25 protein-coding genes are annotated in these 26,537 nt (G+C 67.1%); 11 read left to right on the top strand and 14 right to left on the bottom strand.

All coding sequences use genetic code 11. The annotated features are described in order from the left end of the window. The first annotated feature begins 30 nt into the window (after nucleotides 1-30). Entirely contained in the window at nucleotides 31-1,332 is a 1,302-nt protein-coding gene (locus tag D474_RS0125245) for a flavin monoamine oxidase family protein (protein ID WP_017616265.1), read from the top strand. 63 nt (nucleotides 1,333-1,395) lie between these two features. On the opposite strand, the gene D474_RS0125240 is transcribed toward D474_RS0125245, so the two are convergent. Next, complete coding sequence (locus D474_RS0125240) at nucleotides 1,396-2,067, bottom strand: TetR/AcrR family transcriptional regulator (protein ID WP_017616264.1); 672 nt, start codon at nucleotides 2,065-2,067, stop codon at nucleotides 1,396-1,398. A gap of 101 nt (nucleotides 2,068-2,168) precedes the next feature. On the opposite strand from D474_RS0125240, the gene D474_RS0125235 reads away from it, so the two are divergent. From D474_RS0125235 to D474_RS0125225, 3 genes are all read left to right on the top strand, one after another. Further along, nucleotides 2,169-2,999 carry a phytanoyl-CoA dioxygenase family protein gene (locus D474_RS0125235; protein ID WP_017616263.1) on the top strand — a complete coding sequence of 277 codons (831 nt, stop codon included), beginning with the start codon at nucleotides 2,169-2,171 and terminating at the stop codon, nucleotides 2,997-2,999. A 12-nt stretch (nucleotides 3,000-3,011) separates the two neighbouring features. Beyond that, the gene (locus D474_RS0125230) at nucleotides 3,012-3,428 is read left to right on the top strand and encodes a RidA family protein (RefSeq protein WP_017616262.1); all 417 of its coding nucleotides are present in this window, start codon (nucleotides 3,012-3,014) and stop codon (nucleotides 3,426-3,428) included. A gap of 118 nt (nucleotides 3,429-3,546) precedes the next feature. Beyond that, complete coding sequence (locus D474_RS0125225; RefSeq protein WP_017616261.1) at nucleotides 3,547-4,863, top strand: NAD(P)/FAD-dependent oxidoreductase; 1,317 nt, start codon at nucleotides 3,547-3,549, stop codon at nucleotides 4,861-4,863. 79 nt (nucleotides 4,864-4,942) lie between these two features. Here D474_RS0125225 and D474_RS0125220 read toward each other — a convergent pair whose 3' ends face one another. Together D474_RS0125220 and D474_RS0125215 are read right to left on the bottom strand one after the other, a co-directional pair. Continuing rightward, nucleotides 4,943-5,842, bottom strand: coding sequence for an MBL fold metallo-hydrolase (locus tag D474_RS0125220; protein ID WP_017616260.1), 900 nt, complete (start codon nucleotides 5,840-5,842; stop codon nucleotides 4,943-4,945). 208 nt (nucleotides 5,843-6,050) lie between these two features. Next, nucleotides 6,051-7,469, bottom strand: coding sequence for a Gfo/Idh/MocA family protein (locus D474_RS0125215; protein WP_017616259.1), 1,419 nt, complete (start codon nucleotides 7,467-7,469; stop codon nucleotides 6,051-6,053). 402 nt (nucleotides 7,470-7,871) lie between these two features. Between D474_RS0125215 and D474_RS32445 the strand changes: the two genes are divergently transcribed. The 4 genes from D474_RS32445 to D474_RS0125200 all read left to right on the top strand — a co-directional run bounded on the left by D474_RS32445 (nucleotide 7,872) and on the right by D474_RS0125200 (nucleotide 13,239). Then, on the top strand, nucleotides 7,872-11,216 hold the full coding sequence (locus D474_RS32445) for a hypothetical protein (protein WP_051051121.1): 3,345 nt from the start codon (nucleotides 7,872-7,874) through the stop codon (nucleotides 11,214-11,216). Nucleotides 11,217-11,221: 5 nt separating this feature from the next. Then, the gene (locus D474_RS32035) at nucleotides 11,222-11,863 is read left to right on the top strand and encodes a hypothetical protein (protein ID WP_204367145.1); all 642 of its coding nucleotides are present in this window, start codon (nucleotides 11,222-11,224) and stop codon (nucleotides 11,861-11,863) included. Nucleotides 11,864-11,884: 21 nt separating this feature from the next. Then, on the top strand, nucleotides 11,885-12,109 hold the full coding sequence (locus D474_RS0125205; protein ID WP_152477062.1) for a hypothetical protein: 225 nt from the start codon (nucleotides 11,885-11,887) through the stop codon (nucleotides 12,107-12,109). 578 nt (nucleotides 12,110-12,687) lie between these two features. After that, entirely contained in the window at nucleotides 12,688-13,239 is a 552-nt protein-coding gene (locus D474_RS0125200; protein WP_017616252.1) for a thymidine kinase, read from the top strand. A 14-nt stretch (nucleotides 13,240-13,253) separates the two neighbouring features. On the opposite strand, the gene D474_RS32030 is transcribed toward D474_RS0125200, so the two are convergent. The 6 genes from D474_RS32030 to D474_RS0125165 all read right to left on the bottom strand — a co-directional run bounded on the left by D474_RS32030 (nucleotide 13,254) and on the right by D474_RS0125165 (nucleotide 19,862). Then, nucleotides 13,254-14,015 carry a hypothetical protein gene (locus tag D474_RS32030; RefSeq protein ID WP_152477060.1) on the bottom strand — a complete coding sequence of 254 codons (762 nt, stop codon included), beginning with the start codon at nucleotides 14,013-14,015 and terminating at the stop codon, nucleotides 13,254-13,256. Nucleotides 14,016-14,017: 2 nt separating this feature from the next. Continuing rightward, nucleotides 14,018-15,193 carry a C40 family peptidase gene (locus tag D474_RS0125195; protein ID WP_017616251.1) on the bottom strand — a complete coding sequence of 392 codons (1,176 nt, stop codon included), beginning with the start codon at nucleotides 15,191-15,193 and terminating at the stop codon, nucleotides 14,018-14,020. A gap of 7 nt (nucleotides 15,194-15,200) precedes the next feature. After that, on the bottom strand, nucleotides 15,201-15,866 hold the full coding sequence (locus D474_RS0125190) for a hypothetical protein (protein ID WP_017616250.1): 666 nt from the start codon (nucleotides 15,864-15,866) through the stop codon (nucleotides 15,201-15,203). Between the two features lie 83 nt (nucleotides 15,867-15,949). After that, on the bottom strand, nucleotides 15,950-17,338 hold the full coding sequence (locus D474_RS30025) for a type IV secretion system protein (RefSeq protein ID WP_449289373.1): 1,389 nt from the start codon (nucleotides 17,336-17,338) through the stop codon (nucleotides 15,950-15,952). Nucleotides 17,339-19,057: 1,719 nt separating this feature from the next. Next, nucleotides 19,058-19,312 carry a winged helix-turn-helix domain-containing protein gene (locus D474_RS0125175; RefSeq protein WP_239647181.1) on the bottom strand — a complete coding sequence of 85 codons (255 nt, stop codon included), beginning with the start codon at nucleotides 19,310-19,312 and terminating at the stop codon, nucleotides 19,058-19,060. A 289-nt stretch (nucleotides 19,313-19,601) separates the two neighbouring features. After that, entirely contained in the window at nucleotides 19,602-19,862 is a 261-nt protein-coding gene (locus tag D474_RS0125165; protein WP_239647180.1) for a GntR family transcriptional regulator, read from the bottom strand. 555 nt (nucleotides 19,863-20,417) lie between these two features. Between D474_RS0125165 and D474_RS32025 the strand changes: the two genes are divergently transcribed. Both D474_RS32025 and D474_RS33710 read left to right on the top strand, forming a co-directional pair. Continuing rightward, complete coding sequence (locus tag D474_RS32025) at nucleotides 20,418-20,690, top strand: hypothetical protein (RefSeq protein ID WP_152477058.1); 273 nt, start codon at nucleotides 20,418-20,420, stop codon at nucleotides 20,688-20,690. Then, nucleotides 20,690-21,097 carry a hypothetical protein gene (locus D474_RS33710; protein WP_017616244.1) on the top strand — a complete coding sequence of 136 codons (408 nt, stop codon included), beginning with the start codon at nucleotides 20,690-20,692 and terminating at the stop codon, nucleotides 21,095-21,097. Before D474_RS32025 ends, D474_RS33710 begins: the two co-directional genes overlap by 1 nt. A gap of 392 nt (nucleotides 21,098-21,489) precedes the next feature. Here the strand turns inward: D474_RS33710 and D474_RS30015 are convergent, their stop codons facing one another. Together D474_RS30015 and D474_RS30010 are read right to left on the bottom strand one after the other, a co-directional pair. Beyond that, entirely contained in the window at nucleotides 21,490-21,792 is a 303-nt protein-coding gene (locus tag D474_RS30015) for a transcriptional regulator (RefSeq protein ID WP_239647179.1), read from the bottom strand. Continuing rightward, nucleotides 21,789-22,142, bottom strand: a complete 354-nt coding sequence (locus tag D474_RS30010; RefSeq protein WP_017616243.1) for a hypothetical protein — start codon at nucleotides 22,140-22,142, stop codon at nucleotides 21,789-21,791. The genes D474_RS30015 and D474_RS30010 overlap by 4 nt, the downstream gene beginning before the upstream one ends. Before the next feature lie 355 nt (nucleotides 22,143-22,497). On the opposite strand from D474_RS30010, the gene D474_RS30660 reads away from it, so the two are divergent. Then, on the top strand, nucleotides 22,498-22,851 hold the full coding sequence (locus D474_RS30660) for a hypothetical protein (protein ID WP_152477054.1): 354 nt from the start codon (nucleotides 22,498-22,500) through the stop codon (nucleotides 22,849-22,851). Nucleotides 22,852-22,876: 25 nt separating this feature from the next. Here the strand turns inward: D474_RS30660 and D474_RS32010 are convergent, their stop codons facing one another. The 3 genes from D474_RS32010 to D474_RS0125130 all read right to left on the bottom strand — a co-directional run. After that, the gene (locus tag D474_RS32010) at nucleotides 22,877-23,563 is read right to left on the bottom strand and encodes a hypothetical protein (RefSeq protein WP_152477052.1); all 687 of its coding nucleotides are present in this window, start codon (nucleotides 23,561-23,563) and stop codon (nucleotides 22,877-22,879) included. Nucleotide 23,564: 1 nt separating this feature from the next. Then, on the bottom strand, nucleotides 23,565-26,351 hold the full coding sequence (locus D474_RS0125135; protein ID WP_017616241.1) for a hypothetical protein: 2,787 nt from the start codon (nucleotides 26,349-26,351) through the stop codon (nucleotides 23,565-23,567). Further along, a partial coding sequence (locus D474_RS0125130; protein ID WP_026118786.1) for a DUF6507 family protein occupies nucleotides 26,348-26,537 on the bottom strand: 190 nt, incomplete at its 5' end. The genes D474_RS0125135 and D474_RS0125130, both read right to left, overlap by 4 nt.

The following is a 26,537-nucleotide window of genomic DNA, read 5'->3' as shown; positions in this document are numbered from 1 at the left end:
CGAACGGAACAACGGACGGGGAGGCAACACATGACCGGCATCCACGACGCCGTGGTGATCGGGGCCGGATTCGCCGGCACGGTCGCGGCCAGAGACCTGAGCGCCCAGGGGCACTCGGTGGTCCACCTCGAGGCGCGCGACCGGATCGGCGGCCGCACCTGCACCGGCGAGGCCTTCGGCCGAACGGTGGAGTTCGGCGGCGCGTACGCGCACTGGACCCAGCCCGACATCTGGCGGGAGCTCAAGCGCTACGGCATCGGCCTGGCCACACCCATGGAGGTCGACAAGGCCTACTGGCTCGCCGGCGGTGCCGTGCACTCGGGGTCGGCCGCCGAGCACTCCGACGCCGTGGCCCCGTTGATCGCGCGGTACACGGCCGACGCTCGGGAACGGTTCCCGCAGCCGTTCGACCTCGCGGCCGCCGACGCCGAAGCCATCGAGCAGCAGACCGCAGCGGACCGGATCGAGGCGTCGAACCTCTCGGACCACGACCGGGACGTTCTCGAGGGCCTGCTGTCGTCGCTGGGCCACTCCCTCGACGAACAGGGGTTGGCGCAGTTCCTCTTCTGGACGGCGACCTACTTCGGCGACTGGGGCGCGTTCATGGAGGCGGCCGGCCACTGGCCGATCGAAGGGGGAACCGCTCCCGTGCTCGGCGCGATCGCAGCCGACTCCACGGCCGACCTGCGCCTTTCCACACCTGTGCGCGCTGTGGAGGACGACGGTCCCGGCGTCACCGTCACCACCCGCGGCGGTGACACCGTCCGGGCACGGCACGCGGTCCTCGCGCTCCCGCTCAACGCCCTGGGCGACGTGTCCATGACCCCTGCGCCGACGCCCGCGGTGCGCGCCCTGGTCGAGCGGGGCCACCCGATGCGCACGAGCAAGGTCTGGGTGCGCGTCAAGGGCGAGATCGAGCCGTTCTCGGCCCATGCGCCCATCGGCAAGCACCCGATCAACGCCGCCAAGACCGAGTACCGCCACGACGGGGACACGCTGATCGTCTGCTTCTGCGCGGACGCCTCCGCGATCGACGGCACCGACCGCGAGGCGGTGCAGAAGGCGCTGCGCCGCTTCGTGCCCGACATCGAAGTGGTCGACACGGCCGTGCACGACTGGGTCGCCGACGAGTTCGCCCAGGGCACCTGGGCCCACCACCGTCCTGGGGACCTGACCGGAGCCGTGCCCCTCATGCGCGAGCCCCACGGGCGGATCCACTTCGCCGGGGGCGATATCGCGGCGATCGGTGTCGGCGGCATCGATGGTGCCATCGCCAGTGGCGCCGACGCGGCCAGGAACATCACCCGCTCCCTGGCCGCCGACGGCAGCTGATCCTCGGGCGGGCGGTCCTCTCGCAGCGCACCGCCCGCCCGTGTGCGGCTCACGGCCCGAGGCTCACGTTTCGGGCGTGCGCTGCGTCCCCGGGGGCGGGGCGATGAGCGTCAGGGCGGCCTCGACCAGGGCCCGGATCCGGTCCGGGCTGAACCTCGCGGGTTCGAAGGGGACCATGACCATCCAGCCGTCGCCCATGGCCGCGAGCTGATCGGCCAGGAGGTCGGCGGGGATGTCGTCGCGCACGGTGCCCCGCTTCTGCCCGGTCGAGAGGATCTCGGTGTAGACGGAGCGGAAGTGTGCGTAGCGCCGTTCGATGATGGTGGCCAGGGCCGGTTCGTAGCGCGCTTGGGCGAGCAGTTGGGACATCACCGGCCAGAGCTCGTGGTCGCCGGTGGTCCGTGACAACCACTGTTCGAAGAGGGCCCGGATATCGGTCTGTTCCCGTACGTCCTCGAGCATCGCCTCGAAGGTGTCGAAGCGGTACTCGGCCAACGCGGTGACCAGCTCCTGTTTGTTCGCGAAGTAGTACGTGACCGCCCCGGTCGTGTACCCGGCACTCTGGGCCACCTTCCGCAGGGAGGCGTTGGCGTAGCCCTTCTCGGCGATCACCGATGTGGCCGCCTCGAGCAGCTCGGTCCTCTTGGCCGCGTGGTCCCCGGCCGGGCGGCCGCGCGGTGCGGCGTGCTCGGTCGCGCCCTCGGGTCCGGGGCGGTGGCTCGTTGTCCTCGGCATGGCTCGAGTCTGCCACATAATTTCAATCACGGGTGTTGTGTAAAACCCTCACCCCGGCTACCGTCATTCTCGTAACGGTCGATATGAGAAAAGGATGGATGATGGAGGAGTCGATACGGGAAGCCTTCCGCAGCGATGGTGCCGTCCTCTTCGAGGACTGCCTCGACGAGGCGCAGCTGGCGCAGTGCCGCCGGGCCTACGACTGGGCGGTGGACAACCCCGGGCCGAAAGCGTCGTCGATGTTCGACGGCACCGAGCAGCGCTCCCACGTGGACAACGCCAACCCGCAGGCCAAGTCCCGGCTGGACGAGCTCGTGCAGACCCTGCCGTTCGGTGAGCTCTTCGCCGAGCTGTGGGGGTCGGACAACGTCTGGTACTTCGCCGAGGAGGTCTTCCTCAAGGAGGGCGGCCGCAGCGCACGCAGCTCGTGGCACCAGGACACCGCCTACCTGCCCTGGGCCGGCCACCACTGGGCCAACGCATGGATCAGCTTCGAGCACCTGCCCAAGGCCAACTCCCTGGAGATCGTCCGCGGATCGCACCGCGGCGTCCAGTACGACGGAACCACCTTCGCCAACCCCGCCGACCCCACCGAACCCATCCACGGCGGGAACGTCCTGCCGCGCCTGCCCGACATCGACGCCGATCTCGCGCAGAACCCCGACGCCCACGACATCGTTTCGTGGGAGACCCGCCCCGGCGACGTCGTCGTGCTCCACCCCCGCTCGCTGCACGGAGGTGCCGGGGTCGACGCCGGCTGCCCCGACCGCCACACGCTGGTCCTGCGCTTCTTCGGCGACGACGCCACGTTCCGCCCGCTCCCCGACGTGAACAAGCGTTTCGCCCGCAACGGCGGCCTCTTCGTCGAGGAGATGGCGAAGTTGAACCCGGGCGATCCCTTCCGCTCGCCCGTCTTCCAGAAGGTCGTCTGAACGGAATCCCGGATGAGTGGCACCGAACGCCGATCGATCAACCCGCCCCCGACAGGACAGATCCACGACACCCTGCACTTCTCGCAGGCCACCCGGGTCGGAAACACCATCTGGGTGTCGGGCCAGGTCGGGATCGAACCCACCACGAAGACCCCCGGTGACGGAGCGCGGACCCAGGCCCGCCTCGCCTTCGAGAACGTCAGGGCGGTGCTCAGGGCCGCCGGAGCACGCCTGGCCGACGTCGTCGAACTCACGACCTTCCACACCGACCTCCAGAACGACGGGCCCGCCTTCAGCGCGGTGAAGGACGAATACATCGGCGCCCCCTACCCGTCCTGGACGGCGGTCGGGGTGACCCAACTGGCCCGTCCCGACCTCCTGGTGGAGGTCCGCGCTGTCGCCGTGGCCGGCAGCGGCGACAGCGGATAGCAGCCCCGCGCGCTCGTATGTGCGGCACTCGGAACCCCGGGTGCCGCACATCCGTGTGTCACGACCCCTGAGGCCGGAGCACCGGCCCAACCGGAACAGCAGAGGAAGGAAACAGAAGATGGAACAGCCCGAGGTCACCTTCACTGCCCACAACGGCTGGGCCGACCCGCCCGTGGAGACCGCGCCCGCCCTCGACGGGCAGGTCGAGTGCGACGTGGCCGTCGTCGGCGGCGGGCTCGCCGGCACGGCAGCGGCCCTGCGGCTGGCCGAGCGCGGCGTCGACGTCGCCGTGTTGGAGGCCGACCACTGCGGCGCCGGGGCGAGCTCGCGCAACGCCGGCCAGCTCTCGAGCACACCCGGCGGCTCACCGGAACTGTCGAGCACTCTGCACTCGGGCCGCTTCCCCGGCCTGGTGCGCTTCTCCCAGGAGGCCGTGCGCTTCACCGAAGAGCTCATCGACCGGGTCGACACCGACTGCGAGTACGAACCCACCGGCAACATCGTGGCCGCGGTGTCGCGGGGGCAGATGCGCAAGGCCAGGCGCAACGGGCGGATCCTGCGGAAGGCGGGCCTGGAGCTCGAGGTCGGCCGCGCCCGCGACCTGGGCATGCCGGACTCGTTCGAGGGCGGTCTCCGCGTGAACGCCGGGGGTGTACTGAACCCGGCGAAGTTCGTGCTGGGCCTGCGGGAGGAGCTCCTGCGCTCGGACGTGCGCGTGTTCGAGCGGACCCCGGTGCGGGCGGTCGAGCCTCAGGGGGCCGGCGTCCTCGTGCGCACGCCGATGGGCCGTGTGCGCGCCGACAAGGTCCTGATGGCCACCAACGCCTACAGCAAGGCACTGTCGATCGCCCCGCGGGGGTTGGCCGCCCCGATCTGGGTCGGCATGGTCGAGACCGAACCGGTCGACCCCGGGCGCCTGGAGGAGACCGGCTGGACGAGCCGGGCCGGCCTGGCGACCGAGCACAACATCATGCAGAGCTACCGCCTCACCCGGCGCTACACCGTGGTCTTCGGTGTCCGGCGCCTCCATCTGGGACGGGGGACGGTGCGGGACCGCGAGCCGGACGCCGCGACCGTGAGCGGCCTGGTCCGCGGGTTCCACGGCCAGTTCCCGTCGCTGCAGGACGTCGCCCCGCAGCAGGCGTGGGGCGGGTGGGTCGCGATGACCCCGTCCATGCTGCCGGTCGCCGGCGAGGCCGCGGAGAACGTCTTCTACGCCGTGGGCTGCAACGGCCACGGCTTGGCGCAGGCGCCCTACCTCGGCACGCTGCTCGCCGACCGGATGCTCGGGGACGAACCCCACCGGGACCTCGTCCCGGTCTGGCGTGACCAGGCGCGGTTCGGGCCCTCACCGATCCTCAACCGCCCTGCGCTGCGCGCGGCCTGGGTGGCCGACCGGCTCTCGGACCGATTGGGGACGCCCTCGAAGCGCTGACGCGGGTCGGTGCCAGGGGCGGCGGCCGGCCGGAGCGGCCGTTGCGGACCGTCCGGGGGGCGGACCGTCCGCGCCGGTTCTAGACCGCGCGGAAGAACCCTTCCTCCACCTCGGCGACACGGCCCTGGCCCTGCAGCCTCGCCAGGTGCTGGGCGGCCGTGCGCCGCTCCACCGGCCCCACGTGCGGGCCCTGCACGTGGGGCCGGTAGACGAGGCGGTGCTCGGCGGCCTGACCGAGGCTGCGGGGCTCGCTCAGGAAGGCCAGCAGTTTGGCGTCGCGCTGCTCGACCACGTCGGCGTAGGCGTCCAGGCGGCGCCGGAACTCCTCGACGCCCTCGATGACGCCCTTCTGGTGGGCGGTGCCGTACCACCGGGCCTCGACCTGGCGGCAGCGGCGCATCGAGGCCTCGAAGTCCTCGAGGCTGCTACCGACGTCGCCGTAGTAGGGGCCGAACGAGGTCAGGTCGATGTCGGCGATGAAGAAGAAACCGTCGGGTTCGATGAGGAAACCGCTGTGGCCGGCGGTGTGGCCGGGCAGGTGGACGGCGGTCACGGTGCGCCCGCCCAGGTCGAACACGGCGCCGTCGGCGAAGGTGAGCGTGTCGGGGCGCCCCTTGACGTGGAACTGTTCCCGCATCATCGTGTCGGCCTCGGCGGCCGCGTCGGCCGGGAGCCCGTAGCAGGAGACGAGCGCCTCGCGGGAGCGCAGCGGCTCGAGGTCGTGTTCGTGCACGTGGACCGGGACGTCGCCGTAGCGGCCGAGCCCGGCGATGTGGTCCTCGTGGCCGTGGCTGACCAGGACCGCGTCCGCGGGCGGGGCGTTCTCGACCAGCGACAGGGACGGGTCGACGACCAGCGAGGACTCACTGCCGCGCACCAGCAGCGAACGCCCGAAGGGGTAGGCGCTGCGGTTGGCCCCCTCGAGCACGCTGACCCCGCCGTGCTCCACCGCTGTGTATCCGCCGGTCGGTGCATCCATCGCCTTTCACCCTTCCTGATCGGCCCCGGCGGCCCTGCCGCTCCGGGAACGGAACCGACGATAGGACAGGAACCCCGTTCACACAACGGTTGTGATGAAAACAGGCGTGGAGGGCGCGGACCTTCACGACCGGCCCGGCCGGCCGAGCGGGTCGTGGCCGCACCGTCCAGGGGTGTGCGGCCTTCCCGGCACCCAGCACCCCCGGCTGTCACCGACGGAAGTCCTCCCACTCCACCGTGCGCCCGGTCAGGCGGGAGCGCTCGGCGGCGAACGCCATCCGGTGGCTGTCCATCGACGCCTCCAGCGTCGTGGTCACGTGCCCCTCGAAGTCGCCGGAGGCCACGGCGTCCACGAACCGTTCGGTGAGCGCGTCGTCGCCGCCCGCGTGCCCGCGGTGGTCGATGTCGGTGTCGCCTCCCGCCCCTGCGGTCCACTCGTGCACCTCGTGCCCCATCGGCCCCTCGGACGAGACACGCACGTGCCCGGCCGTGTCCGGCAGGTCGGGACGGAGGCCGGGCGCGAACACCTCCAGGCGCAGCGCCCCGGTCTCCATACGCCCGGACAGCTCCCCGCGGGTTCCGGTGACCTGGAAGGTGCGGGTGTTGGCGCCGGTGAACGCCGACGTGGTGAGGGCGGCGGTGAGGCCTCCGGGGAAGGCGAACACGGTCTGCTGGTGGTCGGCGGCGTCGTTGTCGCACCGGTACACGCACCGCCCGTACGGCCCTGTCTCCAGCGCCTTCATGCGCCCTTCCGGGCTGGTGTCGGGGCCGAGCAGGACGACGGGCCAGTCGTCGGTGTGGGCGAGGGCGTCGGCGTAGTAGCGCGGGGCGTGGAACGGGCAGGTGTCGGCGACGGGGCAGCCGTGTGCGCAGTGTGTGGGTGCACCTTCGGGGGCGTTGCCGGCGTGGAAGTGCTGGAGGCTGCCCATGCTGGAGACACGTTCGGGGGCGCGGCCGGTGATCCAGCGGATGAGGTCGAGGTCGTGGCAGGTCTTGGCAAGCACCATGGGGCTGGAGGTGTCGGTGCGGCGCCAGTTGCCGCGCACGTAGGAGTGGGCGAAGTGCCAGAACCCGATGTTCTCCTCGATGCGGATGGTGACGGGGTCGCCGATCTGCCCGGCCGAGATGAGCTGTTGGGTCTCGCGCCAGAACGCGGTCTCACGGAGCACGTGTGCGACGGCGATGCGGGGCTTGAGCCCGGAGAGCCGGTGTTCGAGGTCGAGGAGGGGGTCGAGGGCGGGCGCGATGGGTTTTTCCAGGAGTACGGCCAGCCCGCGTTCGGCCGCGGCGACGGTCGGTTCGACGTGGTCGTCGTCGGGGAGCGCGACCACGACGGCGTCGAGGTGGAGGCGGTCGGCGTCGGCCATGAGGTCGTGCCAGGAGGGGTAGCGGAACTCGGCCGGAACCTCGGCCCGGTCGGCGAGGGCGTCGCGCCGGTGCCCGATCGGTTCGGCAACGGCGACGAGGCGGGCGCGGTCGGGGTGGTCGGCGAACCAGCGGCCGTAGTTGGCGGCTCCCCGGCCTCCGGCCCCGAGCACGGCGATGCGGACGGGGGCGGGGGCGGGACCCGATGCGTTGGTGGCCGACGGCACAGAGGCCGACGTGCGGACGGGGGTTGGCTCGGGCACGGATCATCTCCTGCCGGGGTGGCGTGCGATATGGCGTGCGATACAGGGGACGGGAGCCGGAGCGGGGCTCGGTCCCATTCTGCCCGCCGCGCGATGCGTGATCCGGGGCGTGCGCAACGCCCCTCGGGCCCGTGGGTTCCGCTCGTGGACCGCAGGTGACGGCGGTGCCGGCGCGTGCTGTGGGATCGCTTCCCCGGATCGGCGAACTTCACCCGCGAGCCGTGCATCTGGAACAGATGTGCACCGAAACGACTCTGTTGCCTTACCCCTCGAACTGACCCTCGTCCCCCATCTCAGGTAAAACGGATGCTGCCCCCGGCCGCCGGCGGGCTGCCCCCCTTGCGTTCGTCCGGACACCCCCGGTCCGGGCTCGCACGCGTCCAGACCAGGAAGAGCTCAGCTGTGTCCGATTCCCCCCGAAGCGGGCGTTGGGACATCCTCGTCCCCCACTGCAACGACCCCGAAGGCGGATCCTCCACCAACGGCGACCAGGACCCGGTTCCGTGGGGATACGGGTCACAGATCCTGTTGAAGAACAGGTACTCCACCCTGGCCGAGGCCTGCGGGGACGCCGCGGTGGACCTGCGCGCGGTCAAGGCCGGCGAGATCGGCGAGGGCGACGTGGCCGACGCGCTCCAAGAGTTGGTGGGCAAGCTCCCGGGCCTGTTGGAGGACGCCAAGGAGACCTTCCAGGGCGCGGCCGATGCGTTCGAGGCCTGGGGCGAGGCGCTCAGCACCGCCCGGCAGGAGAGCTACAGCATCCTGTCCGAGGCCACGACGGCCTATGAGGCTCTGGAGGACCCGGACGACTGGGACGACGACCGCGAGCCCTACGTCGACCGGCTCAACACGGTGCTGGAGACCATGTCCAGCGACGTGGACACCGCGGTCAACGCGCTCGACGAGCTCATGCGCAACGGGTGGGACAAGGCGTGGGACCTGTGGAACCAGGTCGTGGAGTGGACCGAGGAGAACCCGCTCGTCTACGCCGCGCTCATGGTCGTGGCCGGTATCGCGGCCATCTTCATCCCCGGTATCGGCGTCGGGATCGCCCTGGGCATCATCGGGCTGCTGATCAGCGCGACCAGCCTGCACCGCCAGGACAAACTCGGTCTGAACTGGCACAGCGCGGCCGTGCTCGGCTTCGACGCTATCGGGGTCGTTCCCGGCGGTGCGTTCGCCAGGGCCGGCGGGGCGATGGGCGGACGGTTCCTCAGCTCGCAGCGCGGCCCCATCAGCGGTGGGTTGCGCGGCGCGGCGGACTCGATCCGCAACAGCCCTCTCGGGACGAGCGTCAGCAGCACCGTGAGCCGCGGCAGTGAGATCCGGCAGTCCATCAGCAACGGCACGTTCAACAACAGCCCGCAGCAGAGCCTTGCCGCGAACGCCGCGCTGGGCGGCCTTCGCGACGGTGGAATGGGTGCAGCGGGCGGCGTGGCCGCCGAGGTCACCGACAGCGGGGACTCGTCCTTCTCGTCGGTGGCTCAGGCCGCGGGCGCCGGGTTCGCGACCGGTGCGCCGACGGGGGCGATCGACGGGGCGCACTCCAACAACGGCTTCGAGGCCGCCTGGCAGGGGGACAGTTCCTTGCTCTCGGGTGGGAGCTCGGACCCGGCCGGCGGGGGTTCCCCGGATGTCGGCGGCGCGGACACCGGGGGTGCGGACGTGACCGGGGCCGCCGACTCGAGTGGCACCGGGGGAACGGGCTCGGACGGGCCCTCCGCCGACCCGGCACCTGCGGCAGACCCCACACCTACAGCGGACCCCGCTCCCGCAGCCGACCCAGCACCTGCAGCGGACCCGGCCCCGGCGGCGGACCCCGCACCCGCAGCGGACCCGGCCCCGGCGGCAGATCCTGCGCCCGCGGCTGACCCCGCACCCGCAGCCGATCCGGCGCCTGCAGCGGACCCGGCCCCGGCGGCGGACCCGGCGCCTGCAGCCGATCCTGCGCCTGCGGCCGACCCGGCGCCTGCAGCAGACCCGACCCCGGCGGACCCCGCCTCGGACGGTCCGACACCGGACACCGGTGCGCCCGAAGGGCCCACCTCGGGGGGTGGGACGACGGAGCCCGCGGCATCGGAGGCACCCGCTGCCGACCCGGGATCGGATGCACCCGCAGCAGACGGCCCCTCCTCGGGCGATCAGGCCCCGGAGCCCGCTGCCGACCCGGGTTCGGATGGCCCGGCCTCGGGCGACCCGAGTCCCGAACCCTCAGCGCCCAGCGAGCCCACCTCGGACGCCCCGTCCGATCAGCCGTCCGAGGGTGGCGATGCACCGTCCCCGGCTTCGGAACCGACACCGGACCCGACCCCGGAACCGACGCAGCCTTCCGGGGAGACCGCCGACCCTGCCTCCGGTGAGGGGTCGGACCCGGCGAGCCAACCCGGGGACGCCGAAGCGCCCTCGCCCACCTCGCCCGAGGGACAGGGTTCCTCGGGCAGCGGTTCCGACGGTTCGCAGTCGGACGCCGAAGCCGGCGCCGCTCCGCGACGTGCCCCTGCTGCTGCCGCCGATCCGCCGCAGGCCCCTCAGCGCAAGCCCCAGGATCATGGAACAGACCCGTCCTCGTCCGATCAGGGACAGCCGGGTGGGCAGGACTCACAGAACACACCGCCCCAGCGTCCGGGTGAAGGGCCGGAGACCCAGCCCACCTCCGGTGAACAGCCGCGCGGCGGCGATGCGGAAGCACCTCGGGGCGAAGCGCCGCGGAGCGAAGCACCCCGGAACAGCGATGCCGAAGCACCGCGCGGGGAGACACCCCGGGGCGAGGCTCCCCGAGGTGAAGCACCTCGGAGCGAAGCACCCCGGAGCGAGGCTCCGCGCGGCGAAGACGCGTCGAACAAACCTCCGCAGGGAAACAAGGACGACAACACCACCACGAGCGACGACCGCTCCGGAAGCCGCGAGGGTGAGGACGCCAGTCCTGCCAAGCCACAGGAGGACCAAGCGCCCGATCCTTCCGCCGAAGGTGGTTCCGGTGGCGACAGTGAAGGGCCACCTTCACCACCCCCGCCCGGTCCTGATGGGCCGTCTGGTGATGGGGGAGGAGATCCACTTCCCCCACGGCGCGAAGATCCCCGGGGCCCCATGTCGGATGACCAAGAGGCCGGTGTCCGCGAAATCCTGAACTCGTCAGGGTTGAATGGCCAAAAGGTGGATGACATCATCACCGGCCTGAAAAGCCCTGACGCACCATTGGGAAACCAGATAGCAGAAATCATCCTCCAAGGGAGGGTTCAGAACGTTGGAAGGTTCAACGAATACGTTTCTGACTTTTCGAACGTGAAAATGATACCGGGAGCCGGCGCCGAACTCAGATTCGTAGACAGCCTACTTGACAACGGCTACCGTACCAATCAAATTGAGTTCGCCGAGAAGAAAGACATGGCAGCCACAGAAGACAAGTCAAGGCATTACGACATTGACGTACTCCTAAGTCCGGACGACGGCCCCAGATACGCTTATCAGATCAAGAGGTTCGAGATTGAAGAAAAGGAATTCACAGAAAGCGCCGTTCGCAACAACAGCAAGAAGGTTGCAGATCAGCTAAGGAATGTCCATAATGAAATGGAGGACGTCAGGACAGTCGGAATCATGGATGTCCAGCGCCCGCTAATCGAAATATCGGAAAAGTTTGAGCGCCAGACCCTAGGGAACACACAAAGGGGTGGATGCTCGTTCAGAGTGTACTGCACAGACGGGAATATGACCTTCCCAGAGGACTCCCGGATTTACCCGAAGGGCTAACTGTTTTGTCCATACTCATGCGTTCCCCGAAACCCGTCGCCTCTTGGCTCTGGATTCTGGACAATCCCGAGGATATGAATTTTTTGGCGGCCGGCTGCAGTGTTTCTCTCAACATTGCGCGTGTACTTCGCGAATCCGATCTGCTTTACCTCGAGGCTGTATGCGTGGAGTGGTCGGACACCGAAGGCGGCCCCCTTGGATACTACACACGAATCGAAAAAGGCCTCGAGCACCCTACGACGTTGGCGGACACGATTCGAGGCGCACGCCCCGCAATACAACTCAATGCAGAACCCTACTCAATCGACCTACTCGGACCTGGAAACTGGATTTCTTCCTCTGGAAAGAAAAGAGGAGAGCGTGAACTCCTCTCAGTGAAAATCTCTGTCGCAGATGAAATCACCTCAGTAGAAGTATCCGTGAATCAAGACATCTGGGGTGAGAATGATTTCTTTGGAAATCCTCACCCAGAAATCCATGCATCAAATTCACCCAGGATCCACCACGCCCTGACCGCGATCGAGCACCTCCTGGGGTCTCCCGGGGACACCGGGGATCCGACCTATTTCGGATCAGCTAGCGGTTATTCCGTACAATCCCCACTCAAGGGCGACGGGTCGGGTTTGGATGTGACAGACCGTCTCTGATGCACCGTAGTGTCCGGGCGGGTGCGCGGCCACCACCCCCACGGACCCGTAGGACCGTGGCACGAGTGGGACGAAACCGGCCGCCTGACGAGCGAAACCATCTACGACGCCCTCGGCAACCACATCATCGACCGCCACTTCGACCAAGCCGGCAACCTCGCCCACGAACAACACCACGAACCCACACGCCTCTGGACCGACCCCCAGACCGGTCAGCAACCTCCCGCACCCTGGCTCTGGTTCTGACGGATTCACGGATCTTGGGGACTACGAGCCCGACCGCCACGGCATCGAGGACCGCTGTTCGGAACGCCGATACCTCCGAGACGCCGGTCCCGGGGGTCCTTTCGTCCTCTCGCACCCCTCACCGCTGGGGACACCCCTTTCGCTGCACCGACCGTGTGGACCTTTCACCTCACGGCGGCGCTCGCCCACCGGGCCGGCCCACCCTCTCGCGACGCTCCCCACCCGGGACGCTTCGTGCGGTGCACGTGCGCCGGCCAGTGCCACAGGCGGAACGCAACGACGGGCTCCACACACCACCCGCACGTGGCCTCTGCCCCACCGTGACAACACCCCTCAGCGCGTCCACGAGACCCTGACCACCCACACCGCCCCCGCACCCGGTACCCGATCATGCGGCCCGGAGCGCGCTGGTATCTTCGCTGCTGGCCCGATGGGGCGAGATGCTCAGGCCAGGGGCCGCAACGACATCAACACCCCAACACCCCGCCCACCACCCCCGGGCTTACACGGGCCCGAAGCCCGACCACCCGACCATTCGCCCCCGCCGCCCGGACCGAGGACGCAGGAAGACCCCACGCATGGCCGAGCTCAAGTACTTCACCGGTTCGATGAACTCGGGCAAGAGCACGATGGCTCTCCAGGAACACCACTCCCGCGGGGGCGAGGGCGTGCTCTACACCAAGCAGGATCGAGCCGGTTCGGGGATCATCTCCTCACGGCTGGGGCTCAAGGCGACCGCCGCGGAGGTCGGGGACGACCTCGACCTCTACGACGACATCGCCGAGCGCAATGTGCCGTACGTGATCGTCGACGAGGCGCAGTTCCTGTCGTTCAAGCAGGTGGGGCAGCTGGCCGGGGTCGTCGACGGGATGAAGATCGACGTGTACTGCTACGGGATCCTCACGGACTTCCAGGGGCAGCTCTTCCCCGGTTCGAAGAGGCTGGTGGAGCTCGCAGACAAGATAGAGGTCCTGCCGGTATACGCCCGGTGCTGGTGCGGGAACCGGGCCACGCACAACGCGCGTGTGGTGGACGGGGTGATGGTGTACCGGGGCGAGCAGGTGCACATCGGCGGGAACGAGTCGTACACGACCCTGTGTCGACACCACTTCATGGCAGGAGTGGCTTGAGGCCAAACCGGACGTTACTCCGGAATCCAGATATTAAACTCGATATCCGAAACGTCAACGATCTTATCAGCCTCGTTCTTCATGGACTGTTGAGTGACTTCATCACCACCAACAGCAGTCAACTTCATTTCGTAGACAGCACTACGCGTCTGCGCAACCAAGTAGTACCCATGGACACCCGACTCAACCTCACCAAAAACGAAGTACGCCCCGTCAGCCAGATTTTCCTCACCCTCCGACGAGACTTCATCAAATTCTGCAGCGAGGGATTCAGATCTCTCCTCAAATTCCCTCGATGCAACTTCTTCCCGTTCTCCACCTGAGTCACTGATGAACGCTTGATAGTCGTACTCAAGACCCCAGGAGGAATCAGCACTGACGTCCGGCGACAGCTCCCATTCGCATTGATCCTGAACGATGCGTTCCTCACCTTCCCCGGGGTCCTCGAAATTCCCACCAGAGTCCACACGTGTCAGAGTTAGGGAACCCGCGGTTTCAAGATTCCGACCGCAAACGTCCAAATCTCCAGGATCAATAGATGCCTGCGGCTCGCCAACAGCCTCCGGGACAGGTGCGTCGCCCTCTCCCTCGCCTTGCACGCCAGACGACGTGAGATCCAAAAAGGACGTCACCAGCAGGGCAAGCACACCAAAAAAGCCAAAGGCAGCGAGTGAACCGCATCCGAACATCGCCAGCGCTGCCTTCCACCCGTGCAGTCCTTGTTTGCCCGGCTTCTGCTCCTCAAGGCTCTCGTGCTTCTCATCTGCCTCAGTCACGATTAACCCTGCGCCTCCAGCTGGGACTTCACATCGGGGTGTTCGAGCGGACGGGTGAATCCGACGATGTCCGCACGATTGGGGTCATCGTACTCGCGCACTGCGATCGGACCACAGTTGGTGCACCAGGCCTCGACCATCAACCCGTCGTCCACGACCATTCCGAGGTGACCGGGCCCCGGCGGCTCCCCTTCACGTTGCACATCGAAGAAGACCAGGTCACCTGGTTGTTCTTCACCTTGATCGATCTCGGGGCCGAACTCCCATTGGTCCTGCGAAACCCGGGGAACGGTCACGCCGACGCTCTCGTACGCCTTCATCACCAGCCCGGAGCAGTCGTAGCCTTCCGGACCGGTACCACCCCAGATGTACGGAAGCCCGCGCTGGTCGAGGGCCCAGTCCACGACCGCTTGGGAGAGCTCGTCGGGGGCATCCCCGATCGGTTCGCCTTCCTGGTCGAGGTCGCACACCACGGCGTTCCGCTGAGAGTCCGAGGTGGTGTAGTCGCCTTCGGCGTAGCGATCCGCCCATTCGAGCACGTCGTCCACGTACCACCAGGCGCGGTTGTAGCCGTAGATGGCTTCGCGTACGTCGTCCTCGATGCCGTGCTCGACCAGGTAGTCGGCGGCCGCGGGGATGGCGTCGGCCGGGTCGTAGACGTTGACGATCCCGTCGTCGTTGCCGTCGAGCCCGTACCCCTCGTCCGGCCGGTCCTCAACGGCCTGGATCGGCTCGCCGCCCCAGCTGTTCCCGGCGGCCGAGCCGTCCAGGGAGCCGAACTGCATCGCCCCTGCCGCACCCCAGTCGTTGTGCCCCTCGGTGATCCCGGGGCCGTCCCAACGGCCGTGGTGCGATTCCACCTGTCCGACCCCCGCGAGGATGTTCCACGGGATGTCCCGGTCCTCCCCCGCCTCCTGGTAGAGCTCGAGGTAGTTCTCCGGGATGGAGTCGTTGGCGTAGCCGCTGGCGTCGGGCTGTTCGGCGTCCTCGTTCTCCGCGCAGATGACACCGCTGCCCACGAGCGACCCCAGATGCTGCGAGGTATTGCTGATCACCGGGATCACCATGAGCGCAGCGATCGTGACCGCCACCAGGGAGATCACAACGATCACACCGGTCACACCGAGCGCGGCTCCACGGCCGGAGTCGGCGGGGGCGGGGGTGAAGAGGGGTTGCAACTGGGGTTCACTCCTCCCCGTACTGTCCGGCGTCGGCCGGCTGGAAGTCGTGCACCTGCCAGCCCTGGCCTTCGCTGGTCACGGTCACCGCGAACTCGCCGAGTTCCTCGTCGAATGCGGAGTCGGCGGTCTCGGTGATGGACTGCACCTCGACCACGAAGGTGATCGAGTCGCCACCATAGGTACGGACCGACTCGACCTCGGCCCGACCTTCGGCCACGGCCTCGGCCTCCGAACCTTCGTCCCAGAACGCGCCGGCCCGGGTGGTCTCGGAGAGCACCTCGGCGTACTCGTCGGTGGCGAGCTCCTCCATGCCGGCGAAGTAGTCCTCGGGGCCCTCGCTGTAGTCGATGGTCCCGTAGGCCTCGCCGAACTCCCGGGCTGTCGCGCCGGCAGCGAGCAGCTCGTCCTCGCTGAAGGGGAACCAGTCGAGAACGTCGATGTCCTCGTCGCCTGTGGTCGGCATCGGGCTCGGCTCGACCGTCGAGAAGTCGTCGGGCGATTCAGCGGTTCCCTGCCCTTCACGCCCACCCTGTTCGCCCTCGGGGGCTGCTCGGCCTTCTTCGTCATCGCCGAATCCGGAGACGAAGAAGTACACCCCGAACGCGATCAGGGCGACGATCAGCGCGACGATGACCCTGCGCTGCGCCTGTTCTGAGAGTGGGTTCGGCATGGGGTGAGGATTTCATCCGTCAGTCGTCGTTCAACCAGAAGGGGACGTCGCGCTTACGGTCCCGGGTTCCGCCGGAACCGCCGTCACCCCAGAAGGGGGTGATGGGGGCGTTGTCGTTGCGCTTGTTGGAGCCGGTCAGCCAGCTGCCTTCGCCATNCTTCGCCATCCCCCCGCTTGGAGGGGGCCGGCGGGGCCGGCGGGGCCGGCGGGGCCTGCCTCGGCTGACGTGCGGGCGCCTTGCGCTCGCGCTTCTCCCGAGGCGCTCCCCAACGGGAGCTCTGCCCACCGAGCGCGCCCTGGGGCGGGGTGTCCTCTCGGCCCTGGAAGATGCCTCGACCGCTTCCCGGGTCGGGGCGCTCAGCGGCTGCAGCTCGGCCGGCACCCGCGGGCGCGCCTCCGGCGGGAGCGCCCCCGCCGCCACTGCTGGAACTGTCAGAACGGCCTCCGGGGCCCGACCCGAAGACGCCGCCCCATCCGCTGTCCCCGGTACCGGTGTAACCACCGCTGGGGCGGGGCGGGATGGAGGAACCCTGTGATCCCCTGAAGTTGGGGGCATCGTCCGTACTCCTGCCGCCAGGGCCGGGACGCTGGCCCCCGCCTCCGGAACCGGAGTTGCGGTTGACGTTGAGAGGTGGCGGAGCATCGTTGCCGCGCACACGGCCGTATCCCCCGCGTGCGCGGGCGCGCGCGGGTTCGCGATCCGGCGTGGGTGCGTCGTCCTGCGGGACCGGCTGGTCGGTGCCTTGGCCCGCGGGCGTTCCAGCAACACCGGCAGCAAGCTGCGGAGCCCGACGACGGCCCCAGTTCTGCCCCCTCGCATAGGCGACCGGGGGAAGAACAGCCGCACTCCGGCCCAGCGCCTGGCTCTGTGCGGCATCACTGACCACACGCGAGGTGAAGGTATTGGCGTTGACCGAGCTGAACAGGTGCGCGAACGGTTTCCGATAGATGAAGAGCGCCAGCGTGAACAAGGCGAGCAGGATCATCTGCAGACCCCAACCCAAGTTACTTCCCATTACCATGCCATAAGCCATCACCAACAAGGAAATGAGGAGAACAATAAAAATCTGCTTGAGCAGGAACCCGACCATGAGCTCAAGCCAACGCAGGAGGACCATGCGCCCATATCCGGGATGAATCCCAATCAGAAGGAATATTGGAGCCAGCAGAAAAAGCAGAAGAAATGCAATCTTCAGAACAATGAGAGCCACCGAAGCAGCCAGAATCAAACCCCCAGCAAACACCGAAGAAAACAGTGCAAGGGTAGCGACACCAAGACGGTTTGTCTGGTCTTCCCCAGAGAACAACGGATAGACGCTTGGGTAAGATGATTCTACGCTCGAAGCGATTTCCTCGTACTCAGCTTGCTTGTCGCTCCCAATGGTCGCCGGATCCAAATCACCATCGGTTATTTCTTGCTGCTCAACCCGACTGATTGCCTGCGCTGCCAAGAGGTCTTCCGCATGGTGCATCGCAGCGTTTTCGGCGATTTCACTATTTCCGAACTGTCCAGCAATCCATGGCTGACAGACGAGACTTGACCACATCATGTCAGCATTACTTCGCACCTGGAAATCAGATTCTGACTCCCAATCTGCGCGTTCAGGCTCATTTGCACCTGGTGGGCAGGCAGCCGCCCCTCCTCCCGGGGTGACCTGACCAACGGCACTGGTCACCAACTGTGTCCCGGAGTTCACCAGACTGCTGGCCATGTTCATGACAGCGGCCGGCTGCATCAGGATCCACATGCCGAGCGCCGCGGCGAGCACCATCCAGATCGAGGATTCGATGGTGAGGGTCATGCGCTTGCGAATGAGCCCGTACCATCCCAGCCAGACCGCGCCCAGGATGACCATGGTCGGGATCAGGGGCCGCCAGATCCCGTCCCGCAGCGCGTGCACGACGTCCTCGACCATGGTGTTGAAGTTTTCCAGCAGGCCATCTGAATTGGCCGCCTGGTAAACGGTGATGGTCGATTGATTGATCGTCTTCGACAGGTCCCAAGCCGTGTTCGCCAGGGTCGCCTGGGCACCGTTGGAAATCCCGTCGACGCAAGATTCCGTGATGTGGTGCCATTGGGTTCCGGAGGTCCCGTATTGGCCGTACATACTGGCGTCGGGAGGCAGTCCGTCCGGGGCACCTTCGATGGCAGACTGCGACTGCGGCGGCACCATCAACCCGTCTGCCCCACTCCCCGCGGACTCGGGAACCGGAGCCGGCTCCCCCGGGCACATGGGGTTCGCCTGAGCCCCCGTGATGGGGAGCAGCAGGAACCCGGCACCGAGGAGGAGCATCATCACCACGCGTCGCCAGCTCCGCTTCGGGCCGTGCTGATGCGTCGTCATCTACTGGCTCCCGCGTCGTGGTCGTGCCGAGGGTGATCGGAAGGTCGTCGGAAGACGGGTGACACCGGGTCCCGGCCGAGCGCACAACAACAATGAGCCCCGCGCACGAACCACAGACCCCCGCATGTCTCTACCCCATACTCCATGGTGCTCCATCCGGGGGTCGCGGGTTGTTCGCAACGCGACGGGTTTTCCGCCCGAGCAGGCAATCCGGGCATCCGGCCCTTACCCATCCGTCGCACGTGCCACTATTTCCGCAGGTAGTGGACGTGATCGGTCGCCCGGAACTCCGGTGGAACACGAGGCCACAATTTGCTGACCATCGAAGGAGTATGGTCGGCATCACATCTACTTTCCCGTTGAAAGTTGGACATTCGACCATCATTCGGACCTCGTGGGGGTCGGTGTCTCACCTTCCGTGGAGACCCGAGAGCACATTGTCGCAGGACCGAAACGCCCCTACACGGGCGAGGCAGACACCGTGCACGACGGGCTTGTAGCCCCTCCCCGCCCCGGGGCTGTGGAGGCCTCCGGAAGCCGACCCAGGACCTCGGAGGCCGCCCCTGCCCACCGAGGGGGGGTACTCCCGGCATACTGGGCCTGTGATCGCCTACCCTCGCCCCCGCATTGGAACTTCGACCCACGCGTTATCCGGATATGCACAACTTGCAGAAGTCTCGGTTACCCGTCGGTGGGACCGCAGGTCAGGAAGAGTGCTCCCCGCGCACGCGGGGATCTCCCGCCCGCCACGCCCTGGGTGTGGGGCTCGATCTCGTGCTCCCCGCGCACGCGGGGATGTCCCTCACCAGGACGAGCGCTCTGCGCTCAAGGACGCCGGGCTCAGGCTCAGCCCTCGGAACCCTCCGCGACGAACGTGCCCTTAATCGGTAGCGTGACCACCAGACCGCGATCCCGAAGCTCCCGGGTCGCCCTCCGGGCCGTGCCGAGCGATACGCCGTACTCCTCAGCGAAATCCCGCTCAGCCGGGAGCCGGGCACCGGGCCTCAAGTCCCCGCGCTCGATCCGCCCCGCAATGAAGTCGGCCAGCTCCTGATACAGGTACGCCACGTTCGAAGGCTGGAACTCGTACGGACCGCTCACAGGGCCCTCCGTCATCTCTCCGAGATCGTCTCTACGAGCCCAGTTTCTCGGCAACGTATGAGCCGCGCTGCGGAACCGTGAAGATGACGCCCTCCTCGACCAGCACGGCGATCGCCCTGCGCACCGTCGAGCGAGCCAGCCCGTATTCCTGGACCTCATCGGTGACCTGACGCCCGGCGAGTCCTCTCGAAACTCCACACCGAACCGCTACACGGAGCGAGGGGGCGCTACTCGGCCCGCGGGATGCCCCGAGGCGAGGACCGCAGGGCAGTTGCCCCGCGAGCAGAGCTCAGTCTCCGGAGGGTTCTGCGATGAACGTTCCCTTGCCGTGAACGGAGACGACAACGCCGCGCTCCCTGAGCTCCTTCATGGCACGCCGAACCGTCATGTAAGAGACTCCATAACTCTCTGCGAGCTCACGCTCCGGCGGGAGTCGCGATCCCGGTCTGAGCTTGCCGGTTTCAACCGCAGCGGAGATGTGGTCAGCCACGGCCATGTAGCGCAGCCCTGGACCGTCGGCTGGGATCTTCGGGACGTCCTCTTCGTTCATGCGAGCACGCTAGACCTAAGATGACCTACTAAAAGGAAAGGAAAGCTATGCAGAGCTATGCCTCCTCCTGTAGAGTCAAGACTTCATAAATGAAGGCGGCCCCGCGACGCTGGCACGTCCGGGGCCCGGACAACGCTGCGAAGGAGCGCTGTCGTGAAGCACCTTATCCATATGTTGTACGGACTGTTGCGGCTGGTCCGACCAAGCTGCGGTGTCCATATCTCTCCCCTGGGATATGTCCGGGGGTTGGCCTGCGAGCTCCAACGCCGCCCCCGTCGGGCCCGTCGCGTGCGCCGCTACGCCGAGCGCATCCCCGCAGCAACCATCACTCCCGTCCCCGGATCCGGAGACGAGGGGGACGCGATCGAACCCACGACCGGGGAGGGTCCGTGGCTCCCTGTCCCGGAGCCCTCCGCTCCAGCGCTCTACGGCCCGAAGGTTCCCGCGCCGCGACGCCCTTACAACGCTGCGCCGGAGCGCTCGCCGTTCCCACGGTCGTCGCTCACATCGAACTTCAGCCCGAGGCCGCAGGTTCCCGAAAGCGTCAACGTCTCCGTGCCGGCCGCGATCGTGCGCGGACGCTGCTTCGTGACCGGGCGCGCCACCGGCGCCCGCCCGACCGAGAGCCGACAGCTGGCACTCGCGGTGCTGTGCGCACTCGCCGACCAGGACCGCGCCGCTCAGCTGCTCTCCACCGGTCCGGGTGCACCGGGCGCACCGGGTGCACCGGGCGCCTCGGGTGGCCCGGGTCCCGTCCGCGCCGAGCGCGTTGTTGCGCGCAGCCGACCCGTTCCGACAGAACCGATCGTGATGGCGGAGGCCGCCTGATGCTGGACATCCACACCGCTCAGTTCCTGGACGCCGTCTCCGAAGCGCTGGACGTCGAACCCGGGCCGCACCCGGTCGCCGACTTCCTTCTCGTGCGCGGACTGCGCCGCCGGACCAACGCCGTGCGCGAAGCGCTCGCCCTCCTGCAACGCGACGGCGACGCCGAAGAGGCCCTCGAACTCCTCGACCACGCCCTGTCTGAGCCATGCACACCACGACGCGTGAGCGACTGCGGCCTCATCGATCCCGGCCCGCTCCGGGGGCCGAGCCTGGGCGCGGGGGCGGGCTCACAGCCGGGCGCGGGGCCTGGCTCAGGGTCCGACTCACCGGCGGGCTCGGGCTCGCGCTCGACCGGGGACCAGTCCCCGCACCCTCTCCCCCGCCCACGTCCGTGGCCGGGACTGTGACACGGGAACGTGGTTCATGGCCGTGAGCCCGCCACCTGGGGCGACACCGTGAGCCGGTGACGCTGATACGGACGAAGAGCCGGGGCCTGTTCCTGTCAGGGCAGGCCCCGGCATACTGGGCCTGTGAANCGCCTACCCTCGCCCCCGCANTTGGAACTTCGACCCACGCGTTATCCGGATATGCACAACTTGCAGAAATCCCGGTTACCCGTCGGTAGGACCGCAGGTCAGAAAGAGTGCTCCCCGCGCATGCGGGGATGGGCCGGCCGACCATCCGATCGCCTTGCCGACCGGCCCGTGCTCCCCGCGCACGCGGGGATGGGCCGCGGTACGCGCCGGAGCCGTGGCGAGCCTCCGTGGCGGGCTTCAATTGCCGGCCTCAGTGGCTGACCTCAGGGGCACTTCAGCTCCCCGGGTCGGTGACGATCTCCCGCAACGCCTGCACATGCGCGCGGTACGCGTTCTGGCCCTTCTTTCGTCAGCGAGAGCCAGACCCGACGGGAGTCCGTCGTCGAGCGGTCCTGCGTCACGTATCCGGCATCGACCAGCGCCGTGATCTGTTTGCTGAGCGCTGAGGGGCTGAGGTCGAGCTCCTCCTTGAGCACGGACGTCTCGACCGTGGTTCCCGCGGCGAGCATCGCGCAGATCCGCAGGCGGTGCGTGGGGTGGACGACCGGGTCGAGCTGTCCCTTCATCGGTGGGTGCTCCTGTGGTGCACGATCGATCCGATGCCGTAGCCGGCCGACGCACCGACCGCGCACAGCACGGTGATCCAGGTGGGTTCATCCATCTGTTCGACGAGCCATGCTGCGAGCAGGAAAAGGATCGCGACCGCTACGGCCGAGAGGAACCCGCGGCTGGTCGGAAACGCCAACGGGGTGCCCATCCGACGCCCCACCCACGTGTTGACCGACACGACCGTGAAGATCAGCACCAGCCAGACCCCGATGAAGGCCGGGTCCGGAAGCAGCGGGGCCAGTGCCAACGCTCCCAGGAGCACGGTGTTCGCGGGGTAGAGCCAGGTGGGCCAGGGGCGGTCGCGCACGGCGCGTGCCGCGTCCGCGGCGGGTGATGCGGTCCCGCCTGCGCTCGGTCCAGCGCAAGCCGGAGTTGCTGCGCGGTTTCATCCGCTCGGTCGGGTTGATCCTTGCCCTATTCCGTCAAGTTCCTAATCAAAGATCAGTAGCCGTATGACCAGAGGGTCGTGAGCACAGTGAGGTGATCTCAACAAGATCGAATGGCCGATCCGGACTCCGAGGCATGAACACGACACCAAGGGACAATTGTCCGATCGCCTGACAAAAGAACGGAGCCCCAGGTAGAAGAGGTATCTGCGAAGAAAACCCTCGAACACCTGAAAGGCTCCGTTGGTCACCTATCGTGCCACACTCGACGTCCCCATGGAACTCGTCCGCTACCTGGAACGCCTCCTGCGCACTCACCGCCGCAACCTGGGCACACGCACGAACACACGGTCGCTGACCTGCTACAACCAAGCCATCCTGATCCTGCGCCATTTCCGCGACCGCACCGACCCCACCCGCCTGGCCACCGACCACCACATCTCCCGCGCCACCGCCTACCGCTACATCGACGAGGGCACCACCATGCTCCCCGGGCAGGCCCCCCAAACCCACGGCGGCAATATCCAAGGGATCATGAGCCCGAACGGGTCCCCCCTCTTCGTCTGCGCGGTGACGAACGGCCTCCAGTCGAGGCCGTACAGGTGCTCCGGTTTATCGGGTGAACCCTGAGGTAAAACGATAAAGTATCGATCTCTCAATTTTCCTCAGAAGGAAGGCTCTCAAAAGTCCAAAGAGGGCCCTTCATCCTCGTCACATCGAAGTAATGGCCATTGATGATTTCATCGTCATCGGGGGGAAGGATCCCCTCGGGCCCGGGTTCGCAGAAGAAAGTCACGTCGCCGGGCTCAACCCTTTGGTTCAGAGCGCTTTCGATTCCATGTATGGCCTTTGTTAGATTCGGCGCATTATTAGCATATACGATCGGATGAGGTGTGCCGTCGAAGGCGTAGGGAAACCACACGTCATGGTGCGCGGTGAGTTCGATGTCAATGGAATCGCAGTTCCAAAACCCGTTAATTTCAAAAAGTCCCCTGACGGCGATAGGGAGTTTTTTGCTGTCGAGTATAAGGCCGTCCCCCATGAGGGAAATATATGCGATATGAGGGCCTCGAGCTTCGGTTGGGAGTGCGGAGGTGACTTGGTCGTGCAGCCTGGCTGGCCGAGGTTCGTTGTCGAGATAAATGGTTGTTTCGGGGACTCCATATGAGGCTATCGGAGCCCATTGAATGCTTATTTTCTCAGTCCGGAGTAGGCTTAGTTCTTTAAGGACGGAATGGGTGGTGTCCAGCAGTTCGACAAGTTTTGATATTTGCGGCTCTTCCTTGAATGGTACCGTCCAGTCCCAGGATGCGATCTCTCTCGATGATCTTCTTATGGACATTTTACCCTCCGGTCGATGGGCTTCCAGAAAAGATGACGATTTGGTCCTCGAAGTGGAGGTGAATGTCGATTTTGAATTTGCGCGAGAATGATTCCAGGGAATTGAGGTCGGAAGTTGGGAAGTCGGATAGTGTCCCCTGTATTTGTGCTACCCCGGCTGACTGCTGGCCGTCCTTGTGCGGAAGCTGCTTTCTGAATTTTTTCGCTATTTTCCCGGCTGGATTTTCGCTGCTCGATATGTAGGCTTGATAGCCTTGCTGGATCTCTCCGTCCGCGCCTCGAACCGCCACATCAAGGTCTTCGCCCTTGTGTCCGGTTTTCCCCGCAAAGTCAATTCTGTCCGCCGGGGTGCCCGAGCGTTCAAGGTCTTGCGCAAGTCTGAGTTCCTGCGCTGCCGCCTCTATGTCTCTCCTGTTCTTTAGTTTGCTGACTACTTCATCGTAATTGTTCATCCTGAAAAGATTGCCATTTAAGAGGAAGTCTGAAATCTCTGTTCCTCGGGGGCTGCGTTCGAGATTTCGCGATACCCGTTGGAGTTCTTCGGAGTTGAAATCCGGCATCCTTTCCCGAAGTGCCCCTTGCACTTCCTGAGAGCGCTGGGGATCCATGCCGAGCAAGTTGCCGTCATTGTCCACTCGCTCGTGGGGCCGGCTGAACGTACCGTAGTCCTGGACTTCGCCCCGAGAGAGAACCTCTTGACGGTCTGGGCCGCTGGAATCGCCCCCGCGGCCTTCGTCGTCGCGACCGCCGTTCTCGGGCCCGTCGCCGGGGGAGGTCGGCGGAGGACCCTCACCACCACGGTCGCTGCCGCCACCGCCGGTTGCGGGGTCGGGGCCCTTGCGGTCTTCGTCGTGACGCCCTCTCTGCTCCCCGTCCTGGTTCGTGCCGCCTCTCTGGTCGTCGCCCGACCTGTTCTCGTCGTCGCGGTGTGCGTTCGGGTACCCCGGCCTCTCCTGATCGCCGCGGGGCCGCGTGGATTCCTCTGTTCCTCCGCGTCCTTCCCGGTCGTGCGTGCCGGAACCGCGGCCGTCGCCGGGCGCGTCGCTTCCGCCGCTGGTGGCCGGGGGCAGGGTTCTCCCGTCGCCGTCGCGGCGGTCGCCGTCCCCGGGGCGTCCCCGGTCCTGGTCGCCGCGCGGGCTCTGGTCACCCTCACGCGGGCCGGGGCTCGGAGATCCGCTGCGGTCGCCGCCGCTACCCTCGCTACCACCTGTTCCGCCGGTCCCGCCCGGGGGTGGGGCGCCGGGAGAGGTCGGCTCCTGGCGTGGCCCCTCCTGTGTGCCGGCCCCCTGGTTCGGAGGATCCTGCCCCGGGGAGCCCCCCGGCGTTCCAGGTGCACCCGGCCCACCGGGCTCCGATGGCCCACTGGGACCCCCCGGCGCCCCGGGGTCGGGTCCCTCCGGGCCCAGGACCGGCGTCTGCTCCAACGCCTCGTCCAAGCGCTCCGTGATTGGGGTGCGGCCCTCTTGGGCGATGTCGCCGATGTCCCGGTCCGAGCCGCCTGTGCCGGGCGCTCCTCCACTCTGGCCGCTGAACAGGTTCGCCCCGGTGCCGGGCTCGTCTGGCGCTCCGCCGCTTTCACCACCAACACTGCCGCTGCTGCTGCCACCGCCGGGCCCACCGAAGCTGATGATGTCCCCGCCCAGCTTGATCCCGCCGAGAAGCAACAGGGTTGTATTGATGTCGGTGTAGGTCTCGTGGTATTCGGGGTCGCTCTCCCGCTGGGACCAGGCCGTGAACCCCTCCCGGATGTCGCGGCCCGACTCCTCGATGTTTCCCCACCACCACTCCCAGCTGAGGTTGGCGTGAGGGTCGTCGGTGCTGGGTTGGTACAGCCACCCGTCCTCGTTGTGGATCCCGACCAGGGACGCGGCTTCCATGCCGGTCTCTTTCCAAGTCGTCTCCAGGTTGTGGCGCATCTGGTCCTCGTCGGCGGCCCAACCCGTCTCCGGGCGCCACAAGCCGCTCTTGGTGACCATGCCCTGCGCGATACCGAAGCCGAACCCGACCACGAGGGTGTCCCAGACCGCCTGGTTTCTGCTGTGCTCGAACTCAACGTCGGCCGGGTGGATCTCCTCGGCGGCCCATTCGGTCAGCGTGTTGAGCTGCCGTACGACCAGCCCGTTGGCGGCCTCGGGCAGGGTTCCGATGATGTTGTCGGGGTCGAGGCCCGCGAGTGGCGCCGGTTCGCCGTACACCAGCTCGTTGTCGGCGCCGGTGGCGTCATTGGGGTTGGTGAAGACGAGGTTGCTGTGGATACCGGAGATGGCGTTGGCGCAGTCGATCTCGGCGGACGTGAAGTCGTTCCAGGCCCGATTCACCTGGGACTTGAGGGAGAAGTTGGTCTGGACGGCCCACTCGTCCTCCTCCTCGTTGCGGTCCAACCACCAGAACTTGCGGTCCTCCAGATCACGGGCGAAGGACTGGGCCTCGATCCGCAGGTTGTTGAGCTTGCGCCGCGCGTCCGCGGCCGCTTCAGCGAAGTCCTCCAACGCTGTGGCCACGGTGGCCAGATCGCTCTGCAGGTCCTCGCCGGCGCTGACCACCGGCTCGACCGCGGCGAAGAGGGTCTCGGACTCGGGCGCGGTGTAGTGCTCCTGCAGCCCTTGCCAGGTGGTCTCCATGTCCTCGGTGGTCGAGGCCATGTCCTGACCGCCGGAGCGGATCGTCTCGGCCGCGTAGTTCAGCGACCACGTGTCGGTCTCCGGGTAGGGGATCGCATCCGGATCTATCAGGGTCAAGGGGTTGTAGCCGACGCCGGTCTGGGCCTCGGTGGGCTCGAACCCGCTCACGAGCCCTCACCACCTTCGCCGCCCATGTCCATGTCGAGCGCGTCGATGTTGCCCGCGTCGTCCTGGGCGGTCAGCGCCATCTCGTGATCGCCGTTCTGGTACGCGACCGTGGCGTCGGCGGCGCCCTTCAGGCAGGAGAGCCCCTTGAGGAACATGGACTCGGTGCGCTCGGCGTAGTTCTCGAAG

Source organism: Nocardiopsis salina YIM 90010 (assembly GCF_000341025.1).
GTDB classification, from domain to species: Bacteria; Actinomycetota; Actinomycetes; order Streptosporangiales; family Streptosporangiaceae; genus Nocardiopsis; species Nocardiopsis salina.
The sequence above is the reverse complement of the archived record's forward strand: the minus strand, read 5'-3'. Positions and strand labels throughout refer to the sequence as shown.

Excerpts from the sequence above, each read along its gene's own strand:
- D474_RS0125245 (WP_017616265.1), top strand. The coding sequence starts at position 31 with ATGACCGGCATCCACGACGCCGTGGTGATCGGGGCCGGATTCGCCGGC.
- D474_RS0125240 (WP_017616264.1), bottom strand. The coding sequence starts at position 2,067 with ATGCCGAGGACAACGAGCCACCGCCCCGGACCCGAGGGCGCGACCGAG.
- D474_RS0125235 (WP_017616263.1), top strand. The coding sequence starts at position 2,169 with ATGGAGGAGTCGATACGGGAAGCCTTCCGCAGCGATGGTGCCGTCCTC.
- D474_RS0125230 (WP_017616262.1), top strand. The coding sequence starts at position 3,012 with ATGAGTGGCACCGAACGCCGATCGATCAACCCGCCCCCGACAGGACAG.
- D474_RS0125225 (WP_017616261.1), top strand. The coding sequence starts at position 3,547 with ATGGAACAGCCCGAGGTCACCTTCACTGCCCACAACGGCTGGGCCGAC.
- D474_RS0125220 (WP_017616260.1), bottom strand. The coding sequence starts at position 5,842 with ATGGATGCACCGACCGGCGGATACACAGCGGTGGAGCACGGCGGGGTC.
- D474_RS0125200 (WP_017616252.1), top strand. The coding sequence starts at position 12,688 with ATGGCCGAGCTCAAGTACTTCACCGGTTCGATGAACTCGGGCAAGAGC.
- D474_RS0125190 (WP_017616250.1), bottom strand. The coding sequence starts at position 15,866 with ATGCCGAACCCACTCTCAGAACAGGCGCAGCGCAGGGTCATCGTCGCG.
- D474_RS0125165 (WP_239647180.1), bottom strand. The coding sequence starts at position 19,862 with ATGAACGAAGAGGACGTCCCGAAGATCCCAGCCGACGGTCCAGGGCTG.
- D474_RS33710 (WP_017616244.1), top strand. The coding sequence starts at position 20,690 with ATGCTGGACATCCACACCGCTCAGTTCCTGGACGCCGTCTCCGAAGCG.
- D474_RS30015 (WP_239647179.1), bottom strand. The coding sequence starts at position 21,792 with ATGAAGGGACAGCTCGACCCGGTCGTCCACCCCACGCACCGCCTGCGG.
- D474_RS30660 (WP_152477054.1), top strand. The coding sequence starts at position 22,498 with ATGGAACTCGTCCGCTACCTGGAACGCCTCCTGCGCACTCACCGCCGC.
- D474_RS32010 (WP_152477052.1), bottom strand. The coding sequence starts at position 23,563 with ATGTCCATAAGAAGATCATCGAGAGAGATCGCATCCTGGGACTGGACG.